The sequence below is a fragment of the Achromobacter sp. SLBN-14 genome, from assembly GCF_006715415.1.
GTDB lineage: Bacteria > Pseudomonadota > Gammaproteobacteria > Burkholderiales > Burkholderiaceae_B > Achromobacter > Achromobacter mucicolens.
Map to the genome: position 1 here is coordinate 1290983 of NZ_VFNE01000001.1, position 14805 is coordinate 1305787.

Here is a 14805-nt window from a genome sequence, read left to right on the forward strand (position 1 = left end):
CAATTCCAAAGGTGAGAAATGACGCCGGTCAGACGTCGATGACGCGGTCCTGCCGCAGGCGCTTCAGAGCTTCCAGGCCGTAATGCGCATAGACCAGGGCGGAAAACACCGGCAGGATAATCCACGCGGGCGGCAGCAGGTTCAAGAGCGAGCAAATCAGGCCGATGCTCCAGAAGCCGCCGTTGTTCCGTTCCAGGATCAGCTTGCGTTCCTCTGGGCTGGCGTGTTCGACGATGGCGTCCACGCGCATCATGCGCGAGAACGCAAAGGCCCACCAGAAGATCGACAGCACCACGGCCATGGGCGGCACCAGCCAGAGGGGCAGCGTCAACACCCAGCCGGCGGCAAAGGCGGCGGACACCCACACCGCGTTCCACACGCTGACCGCCGTCGAATACTTGCCGCGGCGGGCGACGGTGGAATATTCACGCTGACCGACGTGGCGCAACACCAGCGGCATGACGAACACGGCGGCGATGGCCAACCCCAGGATGCCGGACACCGGCAGCAGGATGGCTGCGGCGATGACGGGAATCAGCCAGATCTTGAGCGAGAACAGGCCCACCGCGACCAGCCATTCGTCAACGCGATTGACGACATCCCAGTGCGAGACCTCGGCGCGCAGCCAGTCGGTCAGGGGCGTCCAGAAAAACCAGAGCAGCAGGATCGCGCCAACCAGCGCGATCAGAAAGGGCAGCAACACCGCGAACAGCATGGTCGGGTGGCACTGCGACACGAGCGCGCGCTTGAACGCCTGGCCCACGCTTACCGCGCCCGCGCCGGCGCCGGACAGGCGGCCGTTCCCGGGGGTGGGAGGATCAGTACGCAGAGCGGTCATGGCAGTCGAAGTGAGGGGTGAACAACCCGGGTATCATAGTCAAACCCGCCCCGATCCGCTCACATGTCACTGCTCACCCCCGGTACCGATCTTGCCCCGCTGCGCGCGCGGCTGGACGCCACGCCCGGCGCCTGGCTCATCGCCTGCTTCTGCGCCGCCTGGTGCGACACCTGCGAAGAATACAAGCCCAAGCTGCAAGCCTTGGCCGACGCAATGCCGCAGCATGTCTTTGCGTGGATCGACATCGAGGACCACGCCGAACTGCTGGGCGACGTGGACGTCGAAAACTTCCCGACCCTATTGGTGCAGATCGGTGATCGCGTCGTGTTCTACGGCCCCATGCTGCCGCACATCGGCCATCTGGAGCGTCTTCTGGCAAGCCTGAATGCAGAGAGCGCTGCCGTGAACACCGCCCTGCCCGATCTGCCCCGGATGCTGGCCGCCTGACGCGCGTCGCGCCCAACAAAAAACCCGCAACGCCGGCTGGCCTTGCGGGTTTTTTCATGGGCCGGAACCCGATTGCGATCAGGGCTTGCGGCTGCCGCCAAGCAGAACGGCCAGTTGGCGCTTGGGCGCGGAAGACGGCGTGGCGTTGCCGCGCGATTCCTGTTCTTCGGCCGGCGCGGCGGGCGTCGAGGGCTCGTAAGGCTTGAAGAAGAAGTCGTCCACGGGTTGGCGCGAGCCGCCGGCATGGTGACTGGAACGGCGCTCGGAAGAACGGCCCCGGTCGCCGCGGCTTTCGCGGCCGCCTTCGCGCCCTTCGCGCGAATGCGAGGTGCTGTCGCTGCGGCGATGGCTGCGCGCGATAAGGTCGGCCGGCACGTCGAGCGTGCCGCGCGGCACTTCGCGCTTGATGAGCTTTTCGATGTCGAGCAGGAACCGCTCTTCGTCGGCGGTGAACAGCGCAATGGCTTCGCCCGATGCGCCCGCGCGGCCCGTGCGGCCGATGCGGTGCACGTAGTCTTCGGCGTTGTACGGCAGGTCGTAGTTGATGACGCAAGGCACGCCCGCCACATCCAGGCCGCGCGCGGCCACGTCGGTGGCGACCAACACTTCGAGTTCGCCGGCCTTGAAGGCCTCAAGGGCCTTCATGCGGTCGGCCTGGGTCTTGTCGCCGTGGATCGATTCGGCCTTGACGCCGTCACGCTCCAGGTCGCGCGCCAGGCGTGCGGTGCCGATCTTGGTGTTCGAGAAGACGATGACCTGATTGAGGCCGCGCGACTTCACCAGATGCACGACGGCGGCGCGCTTGGCGTCGCTGGTCATCTTGTAGGCGATCTGCGTGATGGTCGTGGCGGTGGCGTTGCGCGCCGCCACTTCGATTTCGACGGGGTGGTTCAGGTACGACCGGCCCAGCTTGCGGATCTCGTTGCTGAACGTGGCCGAGAACAAGAGGCCCTGACGCTGCGCGGGCAGCAGGCGGATGATGCGTTCCAGATCGGGCAGGAAGCCCATGTCGAGCATGCGGTCCGCTTCGTCCAGCACCAGGATGCCGACCTGGCTGAGGTTCACGTTCTTCTGTTCAACGTGATCGAGCAGACGGCCCGGCGTGGCGACCAGCACTTCGCAGCCGCGGCGCAGCGCTTCCTTTTGCGGACCGATATCCACGCCGCCGAACACCACGGCCGAGCGCAGCGGCGTCTTCTTGCTGTAGCGCTTGACGCTCTCGAAGACCTGGTCCGCGAGTTCGCGCGTGGGCGCCAGGATCAGCGCGCGCACCGGATGCCGGGCGGGCGAAGCGCTGGTGTTGGCCAGCGGCATGAGGCGATGCAGGATCGGGACCGTGAACGCCGCCGTCTTGCCGGTGCCGGTCTGGGCGGCGCCCATGACGTCGCGGCCCGACACCACCACGGGAATGGCTTGCGCCTGGATGGGCGTCGGGGTGGTGTAGCCGGTTTCGGAGATGGACTGCAACAACAGGGGGTGCAACCCGAAATCGTCGAACGTCGGCGCGGGCGCGTCAGCGGTGGGTGCTACGGTTTGAGTGGATTCAGTCATCAGGGTTAGGCAAGTACCGGGACCAGTGAAAAAGAACAAAACGAGAGTGCTGCATGCACTGCACTACATAAGCATCGGGGCAACCATGCTGGAGTCGATACTTATGTGGGCAGTACCAGGCCCGGATTGCTGTGGATTGATGAATTTTAGCGCAGCCGCCCTACCACACGGTCAAACGGACCATTCAACGGCCGGTTAGCCGCGCGTTCAAAGCGCCCGCCGAGGCGAAAAAGACACCGCGAGCGTCCATCAGGTGGACATATCGGCGGGGAAATCGTGGCCGTCAGCCGGCCAGCCAGCGCAAACCCCAGAGCACCAGCATGCCAACCACGATGACCAATACAGCGCTGCGCGTGCGCAGAAAGACCAGAATGGCGACCAGACCGGCGACCAGCTTGTAATCGAACACGGGGCCAAGTCCGGCTTTCCAGGGCAGCAGATCCGGGACCACGATGGCGGTGAGCGCGGCGGCGGGCGCATAGCGCAAGGCGCGCCGCACATTGTCGGACAACGGAATGTAGTCGCCAAACAGCATGAAGCCGGCCCGGGTCAGGACGCTGCACAGCGCGAGCAGCAGAATGGCGGAATAGACGTAGAGTTCCCAGGACCAATTCGTCATGCACGCGCCTTGAAGAAGCGTTCGGCCCACATGCCGGCGATGACGCCGGAGATGACCGCCGCGGCCAGTCCCAGGCGCAAGGGCATGGCTTGCCCCACCCAGGCGACGACGCCGGCCGCCAGCATGGACACCAGCATGGGCTTGGAGCTGGCCAGCGGCACCGTGATGGCCAGCAGCGCCAGCACGGCGGCGAAATCCAGGGACCAATTGGTCGGCACCTGGGCGCCCAGATAAATCCCGATGATCGACGAGGACTGCCAGACCAGCCAGCCTGGCACGATGGAGCCCAGGAAGAACCAGAGCTGCTCGCGCGTGCCGCGCTCGACCGAGTCGCCAAAGCGCGGCATAAAGAGCACGAAGCCCATGTCGGTCGTGAAATAGCCGAGTCCCAGGCGCTTGGGCCAGGACAGATGGCGGAAGTACGGTTGCAAGGCCGCGCCGAAGATGATGAAACGCAGGTTGACCACGCAGCCGGCGGCGAAGATCAGCCACAGCGGCGCGCCCGCCGCGATCAGGGGCAACGAAGTGAGCTGGGCCGAGCCGGCGTACAGCAGCAGCGTCATGGCGAGCGCCATGGATTCGGTCAGTCCGGACTTGACCATAGCCACGCCGGTCACCAGGCCCCACGTCGCGGTGGCGATGAGGGCGGGCACGATGGCGTGGACGCCGGCGCGAAAGGCGGTCAGGCGTTCCTGGCGAACCAGGCCTGGGTCTTCGGATTCAGGAAGCGCGGATTCAGAGGACAACGGCTGGCCCCTGGCGATGCAGACAGGACGACATGGAAACTCTATGGAATGAACACGCGACGGCCCGTTCGCCCGCCGGCATCATGCTGCAAGGGCGTTGGCCCCAGACCGGTGCGCGAATAGGCGCGTATTGTAACCTCGCTGCTTGATACAATAACGCCCTCAAGATTCTTGAGCCCTTGGGGCCTGGCGCGCGGCGGCAGGTCTGGCGCGCACTGTGTGGAGAAGACCATGTCGATGGCTGACCGCGACGGTTTCATCTGGTATGACGGCAAGCTCGTTCCATGGCGAGACGCGACCACGCATGTCCTGACGCATTCGCTGCACTACGGGCTGTCCGTGTTCGAAGGCGTGCGCGCGTATCGCTCCACGCTCGGCACCGCCATCTTCCGCCTCGAAGACCACACCAACCGGCTCTTCAATTCGGCGCACATCTACCAGATCCCCATGCCGTTCGATCGCGACACGATCAACGAAGCCCAACGGATGGTCGTGCGCGAAAACCAGCTGGAATCCGGCTACCTGCGTCCCCTCGTGTTCTACGGTCCCGAAAAAATGGGCGTGTCGCCCAAGGGCGCGCGGGTGCACGTGGCCATCGCGGCCTGGCCGTGGGGCGCGTACCTGGGCGAAGAGGCGCTGTCCAACGGCATCCGCGTGAAGGTGTCGTCGTTCGCGCGCCAGCATGTGAATGTCACCATGCCGCGCGCCAAGGTCGCCACCACGTACGCCAATTCCATCCTCGCCAACACCGAAGCCCTGCAGGACGGCTACGACGAGGCCCTGCTGCTGGACACCGACGGCTTTGTCGCCGAAGGCTCCGGCGAGAACCTGTTCATCGTCAAGGACGGGGTGCTCTGCGAGCCCGAGATCGCCTCGGCGCTGACGGGCATCACCCGCTCCACCATTCACGCCTTGGCGGCCGACCTGGGCCTGCGCGTGTTGACCAAGCGCCTGACGCGCGACGACGTCTACATCGCGGACGAGGCCTTCTTCACCGGCACGGCCGCTGAAGTCACGCCCATCCGCGAAGTCGACAACCGGCGGATCGGCTCGGGCCGGCGCGGTCCAGTCACCGAACAATTGCAGAACGCGTTTTTTGACGTGGTGAATGGCCGCAACCCGAAGTACCATCACTGGCTAAGTAAAGTCTGATTTTCAATTCTGATTGGCGCGCTTTTGCCCAGCAAGACCGCATCATTGTTTCAACCTGCCGTTCATCGGTTCTTTTTTCAGGAATATTCATGACCGCTGCTGCCCCGGCCGCCGTCTCCCGCGCTCACGAAGTCATCGAGGTCGGCGCTGAAGACCTGCCCGTGTTCTGTCCCGGCCCCAAGGCCCCGCTCTGGAGCATGCACCCCCGCGTCTTCCTGGATGTGGCCCGCACGGGTTCCGCAAGCTGCGCCTACTGTGGCGCCGAGTACCGCCTGAAGGCGGGCACGGTGCTGCACGGCCACCACTGACCTCGCCGCCCCACAACACGCTTAACCGTTTCAGCAGCCATGTTCGCCACGCCCGAAGAAGCAGAACACGCGTTCTACGAAGCCCTTGAGCAGGCGGACGCCGTCCGCCTGATGCAGGTCTGGGCCGACGACGAGGAAGTCGTATGCATCCATCCGGGAGGCCTGCGCGTCGTCGGTCATTCCGCGGTGCACGAGTCCTGGCAACAGGTGCTGTCCAACGGTCCGCTGCATGTGCGTCCGCTGCGCCCGCTCGTCATGCTCAGCATGATGTGCGCGGTGCACGTCCTGGTCGAACAGGTGGCGGTGCGCACGCGTGAGGGCACGCAGTTCGCCAACTGCTACGCCACCAACATCTACCACAAGGGCCCCACCGGCTGGCGCATGGTCATGCACCATGCCTCGCAGGCGCCCTCGGAAGCCGGGGTGCTCGACCTGCACGACGTGCCCGACATGCTTCATTGACCCGGGTGGATTCCCAGTTGGCCCCTGCTCGTCTTGATACAACGCCCTGCCCCGTCCCGCCCTGGCTTCCCGGGGGCGACAGCCAGACGGTCTACGCCGCCCTGTTCGCGCAGTATCACCGCATCGCATTCGTGCGCGACCGCGTCGACACGCCGGACACGGACTTCGTCGATTTCGACTGGACCGGCCCTGGGCTGTTTCCGCACAAGGCCGCCGACGGTGCGCCGGTAAGCGGGCAACGCCCGGTCGGCAACGGCAAGACCGCCGCGGCACGCTGGATGACGGACGCCGACTGGAAGTCGCTGCCGCAAACCCCCGACACCCCTGCCCTGATCCTGTTCCACGGCCTGGAAGGCGGCAGCAACAGCCGCTATGCGCAGTCCATCGCGCATTACTTCCGGGCACGCGGCTGGATCGTGGTGATCGCGCACTTTAGGGGTTGCTCGGGTGTGCCCAACCGCCTGGCCCGCGCGTATTACTCCGGCGACTCGGCCGAGGTGGGCTTCCTGCTGAACACCGTGCGCCAGCGCATTCCGCACGCGCGCTGGCACGCCGTCGGCGTGTCATTGGGCGGCAACGCGCTGCTGAAGTATCTGGGAGAACACCAGGAAGACACCACCTGGCTGACCGCCTGCGCCGGCGTGTCGGCGCCGCTGGATCTGGTCGCCTGCGGCAAGACGCTGTCGACCGGCATCTTCAACCGGCGCGTCTACACGGCGCACTTCCTGAAGACGCTCAAGCACAAGGTGCTGGAAAAAGCGCATCGTTTTCCCGGTTCCATCGATGTCATGCGGATCGCGCATGCGCACGACCTGCGCGAATTCGACGACACCTACACCGCGCCGATGCACGGCTTTCGCAATGCGCTGGATTACTGGACGCGCGCGTCCAGCAAGCCGTGGCTGCCGAAGATCGCCGTGCCGACGCTGGTGCTCAACGCGCGCAACGACCCGTTCATCCCGGCCGCCTCGCTGCCCAAGCCGGAAGACTGCGCGCCGGGCATCCTGCTGCATCAACCTTCCGATGGCGGGCACGCGGGCTTTCCCACGGGCAGCTTTCCGGGGCACCTGAACTGGCTGCCCCAGCGCCTGGGACGGTTCTTCGAAACCGGGCTGTAAAAGCTGCGGCCAGCTCAGTAGGTGTCTGACACCCCCGAGATCCAACCGCAGACTTGCGACGCTGTCTCAAGGTGTCAGACCCCTTGTATCAACCTGACTTGAAGCGCTCGAGCAGCCGGCGCTCTTCGGCCAGCTTGTCCTTGACTTCCTTGATCTGCACGTCGATCTGCGACTGCTCGTAGAAGTCGTTGGACAGGCCGCGTGCCTGCTGCAGCTGCGACTCCGCGGCGGCGTACGCACCCGTCATGACGTAGTAGCGGGCCAGGTCGCGGCGCGCCTGCACCGGCTTGCCGTTGCGCTCTTCGCTTTGCGCCAGCATCTGATACAGGCTCGGTTCGTCGCTGCCCCACTGCTTGATCTTCTCGCGCAGGTAATCCTGCGCCTCGGCGTGCCGGCCATTGGCCTGCAGCGCCTGGGCGTAGGCAATGCCCAGCGCGCGATGATCGGGATAGCGCTTGGTGCCCGCCTGGGCAAGCGACATCGCCTGCGGATAATCCTTGCGCGCCAGCGCGATATCCACAGCAAGCTTTGCCAGCTGCGGCGAACTGCGGCCATTGGCGGAAGCCAGGTTCCAGTAGCGCTCCGCTTCCGGCAGGTTGTTGCGCTGGAAGTTCTGCAGGGCCAGCCCGTAATACGCGGCGGACTGCCGCACGCCCGAGAGGGCCTGGGCCTCGTCCTGCAACTGCTGGCCGGCCGTGCGCAGACCGACCGTGTCGCGGCCCTGCACCACGCGCATCTTGGCGCGGATGTACCAGAAGTCGTCGCTGTCCAGATGCCGCGAGGCCGGCAGCGCGCGGGCGCGGTTCTGCACGTCCGACATACGCTCGATCGACAACGGGTGGGTGCTGGCCCACGAGCCGCCGCCCGCGCCTTCGTTCAGGCGCGATGCGTTCATCAGGCGCGCGAACATCTGAGACATGCCGTCGGCGTCGTAGCCAGCCTTCGTCAGCATCTGCAAGCCAGCGCGGTCGGCCTCGCGTTCCGCGTCGCGCGAGAATCCCAGTTGGCGGTTGATGGCCGCCGCCTGCCCGAAGGCGGCCACGCCCATCGACAGGTTGCCGCCGCCGCCCGCCAACGCCGCCAGCAGCGCGCCCGCCAGGCTGGCCAGCATCAGCATGCCGTTCTGGTTCTGCTGGGTCATGCCGCGCGCAATGTGGCGCTGCACGACGTGTCCGATTTCGTGGGCCACCACGGCGGCCAGTTCGGATTCGCTGGCCGACGACACGATCAGGCCCGTATTGATCCCGATGAAGCCGCCCGGCATCGCGAACGCGTTGATCTCGGGATCCCGCACGCCGAACATCTCGACCTCGGGCACGCCGCCCGGCGCAAACGCCGCAAGCTTGCGCCCCATCGTCGTGAGGTACTGGCTGAGTTCGGAATCATCGATATAGGAAGGGTCGCGGCGGCCCTGCGCCATGATCGCTTCGCCCAGCGTGCGCTCCAGCATGGGCGACAGGTCGGACGACGAGGCGGCGCCCATGGAAGGCAGCCCGACCGGCTGCGCCCACGCCGTGACGGGAGCCACGGGCATGGCGAGCGCCGCGCAAAGGCTCGCGATCGCGCCCCGTTTCGCAATCGAGCAAATGGATGGCATTTTCCTGCGGTTCATAAGCCTATGATAGCGATGAGCTTAAAATGTTTCATCGAATCCTCAACGAGGTCTCAATGCGTCCCGTCCGTAAAGCCGTTTTCCCTGTCGCCGGCATGGGCACCCGCTTCCTGCCCGCCACTAAGGCGATGCCCAAGGAAATGCTGCCCGTGGTCGACAAGCCCCTCATTCAGTACGCGGTGGAAGAAGCCGTCGCCGCGGGGATTACCGATCTCATATTCGTGACTGGCCGAAACAAGCGCGCCATCGAAGATCATTTCGACTCCGCGCCCGAGCTGGAATCCGACCTGGAAAGCAAGGGCAAGCATGAACTGCTGGCGATGGTGCGAGGCATTCTACCCGCGCACGTCAATTGCCTCTATATTCGCCAATCGGCCCCGCTGGGCCTGGGCCATGCCGTGCTGTCGGCCGCCCCCGCCGTGGGCGACGAGCCCTTTGCGGTCCTGCTGGCCGACGACCTGATCGACGCCGATACGCCCGCGATGAAGCAGCTTGTGGACGTCGCCGTGGCGCGCAACGCCAGCGTGCTGGGTGTGCAGGACGTGCCGCGCGCCGACACCCGCAAGTACGGCATCGTGGCCACGCACACGGGCGACACGCAGGCGGATGGCCGCACCGAACGCGTCACGCACATCGTTGAAAAGCCGGATCCCGAAGCCGCGCCCTCGACGCTGGCCGTGGTGGGCCGCTACGTGCTGGAAGCGGCGATCTTCGACCATCTGCGCTCGACCAAGATGGGCGCGGGCAATGAAATCCAGTTGACCGACGGCATCGCCTCGCTGATGCGCGAGCGCGAGGTCTATGCGCACCGCTTCGATGGCGTGCGCTACGACTGCGGCAACAAGGCGGGGATGTTCCAGGCCACCGTGGCGCTGGGCAAGAAGTATCACGGCCTGCTGCCGGAGTGACCGGCGCGGCCTGGCGGGAATGGGCACATCAGTGCCGCGTTCCCCGCCGGGTTCAGGAAGACAGCGCCGCGCCCGACTTGGCGCGCGCGCGCGCATCGCGGTCCGCCTTGCGCAGCCGCCCCTTGGCCGACAGGCGCATCAGTGTGCCCAACGCCACCATCAGCCCGATCACCTCAACGAGCGCGGCAGGAATCCACATGGTCAGCCCGCCGATCGTCTGGTCGGTTTGCGCCGACATGGCGATCGCCCGCCCGCATAGCTCAAAGAGCGGATAGATGTCGCTTTCCGTGAAGGCGATGACGGCGCCCGCCACCATTTGCGGCAGCATGGTCGCCACGGGCGAAATGACGCGTCCGCCGGGCGACATGGCCGCGGGGGGCGCGGGACGGCGGTCCAGGATCAGGTTCCAGTACATGAACCCGCTGATCACGACCGACCAGTTCATGAGGCGGTAAAGACGCCAGTCGAGCATCGAGTAGAACTGCACCGACGGAATCAGCCAGATCAGCACCAGGAACACGAAAAGCGCAGGCACGAAGATCTTGTGGGTCAGCACCGCCACCGTGGCCCGGCCCGTGCCGGTGCGCAGGAAATCGCGCAGCCGCAAACGCCACCGCATCGGCAATCCCGCCCGCATCACCTGCCCCGGGAAGGCCGCCATGACGAGCAGCGGCCCAAGATGGTGCAGCACCAGATGCTGGATGCGATGGATGAAAAACATGCGCTCGGCGTAGTAGTCGAGCCGGGTGTGCAGGGACAGGTACAGGAGGACCATCCCCGTCCAGAAAAGGATCTGGCGCGCGCGCGTGACGTGGTGGACCCGCTGGCCGCGTACGAACAGCACGATGGCCACCAGGAAGGAAGCCACCAGCGTGGGAGAGAACTCCCAGGGTACGAGCCATTCGAGACTATCCATGCGTGCCATCCGAGAAACGACGCGAAGACAAGGGCCGGCGCCCGGCGCCGTCTTTCGGCGATTGTAGTAGACCCCGCCATCGCGCGCTGCCGGGCGCCGGCCCGGGCTGGAACGTGTCAGAAACGGTGTGACACGCCCGTGCCGATGCGCGTGGTGTGGGCGTTGCCGGGGTCGAACTGGTTATCCAGCGTGTAGTTCGACGCGTAGCCGGCGAAGGCGTAAAGCGTCGTGCGCGGGGACAGGTCGTAGGTATAGCCCAGCGTCGCAACCTGCGCATTGCGCGCCGTCATGCCGTTGTCCCAACGCCAGTCGGGCCGGGCCAGCGACCATTGCACCAGGACGGCGCCCGACCCGGCCGGAACACTGACCCCGACCAGCCAGGCGTCGACCGTGCCGCCCTGCACGAAGGCCGCGGGTCCCAGCCCGAGGCCCAGTCCGTCGGGGTCGCCGCCGTCCAGCCCCACATAACCGTTGCGCTGGCGCGACCAGGCAAGCGACACCTTGACCACCTCGAAGTCGTACGAGGCGCCCACCTGGAACGCCTGCGGACGCCCGCCCGCCTGCGCGGGCGGGGTGGCCAGGCGCAATTGTTCCCAGGTGGCCACGGCCAGGAGCGGCCCGTCCTCATACTTCAGGCCGAGACTGATCGCACGAGTGTTCTGGTTGGTGCGAAATTGGTCCTGTCCATCCGCGTCGAAGGCATAGCCGACCCCGGCCTGGAACCCCTGCCATTGCGGGGAATACCAGTTCACCATGTTGCTGAATTGGTAATTGTCGGACGCCTTGAAGGTCGCCCCCATGCCCATGTCTTTCCACGAGGCGATCTCAAGCGCGTTGCCATAGGTGTGGCCGACCGTGTACTGGCGGCCAAGGCGCAGGTCGCCGTAGCTGGCATGGGCCAAGCCGACCCAGGCGCCATAGTTGAAGAGCCGGCTGCTGTCGGCCGCGGCGCCGCTGGACGGGTCAAAGCCGCTTTCAAGCTGGAAGCTGGCGGCCCACCCGGAGCCCAGGTCTTCCGTCCCCTGCAGGCCCCACAGCGAGTCGGTCAGGCCGCCGTTCAGCAGGCCGCTTTGGCTGCCCTGCCCCGACACCCGGGTCACGGCAACGCCGGCGTCCACAACGCCGTACAGCTGCACGCTGGTGCCGCCATCCGCGGCCACCGCCGCGCAGGAAGGCATCAGGCCGGCCGCCGCCAAGGCGGCGAAAAATGCAATTCTCATGATCTTTCCTTGCGTTGACGGCGGGCGCGGAGCCCGCCGCCGGTTGCATCAGCCTACTGCCAGCCGTAGCGGCGGACCCAGAAGTGCTTGAGCGTCTGCGTCAGCACGCAATATCCCAGGAGGATGCCGACCAGCCAGGGGAAGTAGCTCCAGGGCAGCGCCTGCAACTGGAAGTACTCCGCCAGCGGCGAGAACGGCAGCACCAGCCCCAACGTGATCACCATCAGCGTCATTCCCATCAGGGGCCAGGACGCGCGGCTTTGCAGGAAAGGAATGCGGCGAGTGCGGATCATATGCACGATCAGCGTCTGCGACAACAGGCCCTCGACAAACCAGCCGGACTGGAACAGCGTCTGATGCTCGGGCGAATTGGCCTGGAACACGAACCACATGACGGCGTACATCGCGATATCGAAGATCGAGCTGATCGGACCGAAGAACACCATGAATCGGCCCAGGCCTTCCGGATCCCAGCGCTGCGGCTGCTTCAGCAATTCTTCGTCGACATTGTCAAACGGAATCGCCGTCTGCGAGATGTCGTACATCAGGTTCTGCAGCAGCAGATGGATGGGCAGCATCGGCAGAAAGGGCAGGAAGGCGCTGGCGACCAGCACCGAAAACACATTGCCGAAATTCGAGCTGGCCGTCATCTTCAGGTACTTGAGCATGTTGCAGAAGGTCTTGCGGCCTTCGATCACGCCGTCCTCCAGCACCATCAGGCTCTTTTCCAGCAGGATGATGTCGGCGGCCTCCTTCGAGATATCCACCGCGGAATCCACCGAGATGCCCACGTCCGCCGCGCGCAGCGCCGGGGCGTCGTTGATGCCGTCTCCCATGAAGCCCACCGTGTCGCCCTGCGCGCGCAGGCTGCGAACGATGCGTTCCTTGTGAATCGGCGCCAGCCGGGCAAACACGTTGGCCTCGCGCACGGCGACCGCCAGCTCGGCGTCGTCCATCGCCTCGATCTCGGCGCCCAGGTACACCTTGCGCACGTCCAGTCCCACCTCGCGGCAGACCTTGCGGGTGACGAGCTCGACGTCGCCGGTCAGCACCTTGACCTCGATGCCCGAGTCCTTCAACGCGGCCAGCGCGGGCCCCGTCGACTCCTTGGGCGGATCCAGGAATGCGATGTATCCCACCAACACCAGGTCGGATTCGTCCGCCACGCCGTAGGCCTGCTGCGTGGGAGGCAGTTCCTTCACGGCGACCGCAATGACGCGCAGGCCCTCCCGGTTCAGACCGGCCGTCACGTGACGGATGTCGGCGCGGCGCGCGTCGGTCAGCGGATGCACTTCGCTGCCCACGCGCAGACGCGTGCAGGCTTCCAGCATTTCCTCTAGCGCTCCCTTGCAGATCAGTTCGTGGTGGTCGCGGCCGTTTTCGGTCTCGTTCACCACCACGGACATGCGGCGGCGCGAGAAGTCGAACGGAATCTCGTCGATCTTGCGGTAGCGGCCCGCCAGGTCCAGGCTGCGCGCCACTTCCGCATGCTCCAGCACGGCCACGTCCAGCAGGTTCTTCAGGCCCGTCTGGTAGTAGCTGTTCAGGTAGGCATAGGCCAGCACGTCGTCGCTGGCCGCGCCATAGACGTCGGTGTGGCGCTCGAGCACGATGCGGTCCTGCGTCAGCGTGCCGGTCTTGTCGGTGCACAGCACGTTCATGGCGCCCAGGTTCTGGATCGCGTCCAGACGCTTGACGACGACCTTGCGGCGGGACATGCGCACGGCTCCCTTGGCAAGCGTGGCCGTGACGATCATGGGCAGCATTTCGGGCGTCAAACCCACGGCGATGGCAAGCGCGAACAGCAGCGCCTCCAACCAGTCGCCCTTGGTAAAGCCGTTGATCAGCATCACCACCGGCGCCATCACCAGCATGAACCGGATCAGGATCCAGCTCACGCGGTTGATGCCTTGCTGGAATTGCGTGGGCGCGCGCGAGGTCTGCGTGACGCGGCCAGCCAACTGGCCGAAGTACGTGTCCGAGCCGGTCGCCACCACCAGCGCGCTGCCCGCGCCGCTGACCACGTTGGTGCCCATGAAGGCCATGTTCTCCAGTTCGAGCGGGTTGGCCGACTGCACGCGCGGGGACATGTGCTTTTCAACAGGCAGCGATTCGCCCGTCAGCGCGGCCTGCGCCACGAAGAGGTCCTTGGCGTTCAGAATGCGGCAGTCGGCGGGGACCATGTCGCCGGCGGAGAGCAGCACGACGTCGCCGGGCACCAGATCGGCCAGCGGCACTTCACGCTGTTGCGACCCGGTGGCGTGCAAGGCCGCGCCAAAGAAGCGCCGGCCATTGCCCGCGTCAGGCGATCCGGCATCGCTGCGCAGAACCGTCGCGGTGTTGCGCACCATCGCCTTCAGGGCTTCGGCGGCGCGGTTCGAACGCTGCTCCTGCACAAAGCGCAGCACCGTCGAGATCAGCACCATCGAGCCGATGATCGCAACGGCCGTCCACGACTGGTCCTCGGGCGCCGCCATGCGCACGTCGGTCAGCCATGACAGGACCGCCAGCGCGGTCAGCAGCAGGTTGAACGGATTGCGATAGGACAGCCACAGGTGATGCGGCCAGGAAAGCGGCTTCTCGTGGTCGACTTCATTGGCGCCATGCCGTTCGCGGGCGGCCTGCGCCTGGGCGTCGGACAGCCCGCCCCAGCCGCTGCCGAACCGCTCGAACAGGGAATCGAAGCCCAGCCGGGACGTCTCGACCATGCGCAGGCTGGCGCGGCGGGCGGCTTCGGAGGAAACCGCGGCGTTGTCCGCGCCTTGTTCAAGGATGGGGGCGCGGCGAAAGTGCCGGCCGGTGCGGCGCAGACGCGCGGCGGAGGAAAAAAAGGATTTCAGGAAAGCAAACATGGGAGTGCTCCGCATTTATTGGTGTTGTTGCGGGAGACACGGACGACCCTGCCGGT

General features: G+C 65.8%; 14 protein-coding genes. 6 read left to right on the top strand and 8 right to left on the bottom strand.

Going from position 1 to position 14805, the window contains the following annotated elements:
* Positions 1–28: 28 nt before the first annotated feature.
* A complete protein-coding gene (locus FBY20_RS05925) occupies positions 29–838 on the bottom strand; it encodes an EI24 domain-containing protein (protein ID WP_056321226.1) in 810 nt (269 codons plus the stop codon).
* Between the two features lie 63 nt (positions 839–901).
* Here FBY20_RS05925 and FBY20_RS05930 point away from each other — a divergent pair, with 63 nt between their 5' ends.
* Positions 902–1285, top strand: coding sequence for a thioredoxin family protein (locus tag FBY20_RS05930; protein ID WP_056321223.1), 384 nt, complete (start codon positions 902–904; stop codon positions 1283–1285).
* A gap of 78 nt (positions 1286–1363) precedes the next feature.
* Here FBY20_RS05930 and FBY20_RS05935 read toward each other — a convergent pair whose 3' ends face one another.
* The 3 genes from FBY20_RS05935 to FBY20_RS05945 all read right to left on the bottom strand — a co-directional run bounded on the left by FBY20_RS05935 (position 1364) and on the right by FBY20_RS05945 (position 4201).
* Positions 1364–2836: a DEAD/DEAH box helicase gene (locus tag FBY20_RS05935; RefSeq protein WP_142050693.1), complete on the bottom strand. Its 1473-nt coding sequence runs from the start codon at positions 2834–2836 to the stop codon at positions 1364–1366.
* A 283-nt stretch (positions 2837–3119) separates the two neighbouring features.
* A complete protein-coding gene (locus FBY20_RS05940; RefSeq protein ID WP_056321218.1) occupies positions 3120–3455 on the bottom strand; it encodes an AzlD domain-containing protein in 336 nt (111 codons plus the stop codon).
* Complete coding sequence (locus tag FBY20_RS05945) at positions 3452–4201, bottom strand: AzlC family ABC transporter permease (RefSeq protein ID WP_056321216.1); 750 nt, start codon at positions 4199–4201, stop codon at positions 3452–3454. The genes FBY20_RS05940 and FBY20_RS05945 overlap by 4 nt, the downstream gene beginning before the upstream one ends.
* A 231-nt stretch (positions 4202–4432) precedes the next feature.
* Here FBY20_RS05945 and FBY20_RS05950 point away from each other — a divergent pair, with 231 nt between their 5' ends.
* From FBY20_RS05950 to FBY20_RS05965, 4 genes are all read left to right on the top strand, one after another.
* Positions 4433–5353 carry a branched-chain amino acid transaminase gene (locus FBY20_RS05950; RefSeq protein ID WP_056321213.1) on the top strand — a complete coding sequence of 307 codons (921 nt, stop codon included), beginning with the start codon at positions 4433–4435 and terminating at the stop codon, positions 5351–5353.
* An 89-nt stretch (positions 5354–5442) separates the two neighbouring features.
* Positions 5443–5661 carry a zinc-finger domain-containing protein gene (locus FBY20_RS05955; protein ID WP_056321210.1) on the top strand — a complete coding sequence of 73 codons (219 nt, stop codon included), beginning with the start codon at positions 5443–5445 and terminating at the stop codon, positions 5659–5661.
* A gap of 39 nt (positions 5662–5700) precedes the next feature.
* Entirely contained in the window at positions 5701–6123 is a 423-nt protein-coding gene (locus FBY20_RS05960) for a nuclear transport factor 2 family protein (protein WP_056321209.1), read from the top strand.
* A gap of 17 nt (positions 6124–6140) precedes the next feature.
* Positions 6141–7241, top strand: a complete 1101-nt coding sequence (locus tag FBY20_RS05965; protein WP_142050696.1) for a YheT family hydrolase — start codon at positions 6141–6143, stop codon at positions 7239–7241.
* A gap of 88 nt (positions 7242–7329) precedes the next feature.
* Here the strand turns inward: FBY20_RS05965 and FBY20_RS05970 are convergent, their stop codons facing one another.
* A complete protein-coding gene (locus FBY20_RS05970) occupies positions 7330–8853 on the bottom strand; it encodes a M48 family metalloprotease (protein WP_128830065.1) in 1524 nt (507 codons plus the stop codon).
* Positions 8854–8909: 56 nt separating this feature from the next.
* On the opposite strand from FBY20_RS05970, the gene galU reads away from it, so the two are divergent.
* On the top strand, positions 8910–9761 hold the full coding sequence (galU, locus tag FBY20_RS05975) for a UTP--glucose-1-phosphate uridylyltransferase GalU (protein WP_056322690.1): 852 nt from the start codon (positions 8910–8912) through the stop codon (positions 9759–9761).
* Positions 9762–9813: 52 nt separating this feature from the next.
* On the opposite strand, the gene FBY20_RS05980 is transcribed toward galU, so the two are convergent.
* The 3 genes from FBY20_RS05980 to mgtA all read right to left on the bottom strand — a co-directional run bounded on the left by FBY20_RS05980 (position 9814) and on the right by mgtA (position 14749).
* Positions 9814–10686 (bottom strand): cytochrome c oxidase assembly protein, encoded by an 873-nt coding sequence (locus FBY20_RS05980; protein WP_142050699.1) that lies wholly within the window; start codon positions 10684–10686, stop codon positions 9814–9816.
* Positions 10687–10793: 107 nt separating this feature from the next.
* Positions 10794–11897: a porin gene (locus tag FBY20_RS05985; protein ID WP_142050702.1), complete on the bottom strand. Its 1104-nt coding sequence runs from the start codon at positions 11895–11897 to the stop codon at positions 10794–10796.
* A 53-nt stretch (positions 11898–11950) separates the two neighbouring features.
* A complete protein-coding gene (gene mgtA, locus FBY20_RS05990) occupies positions 11951–14749 on the bottom strand; it encodes a magnesium-translocating P-type ATPase (RefSeq protein WP_142050710.1) in 2799 nt (932 codons plus the stop codon).
* Positions 14750–14805 lie beyond the last annotated feature (56 nt).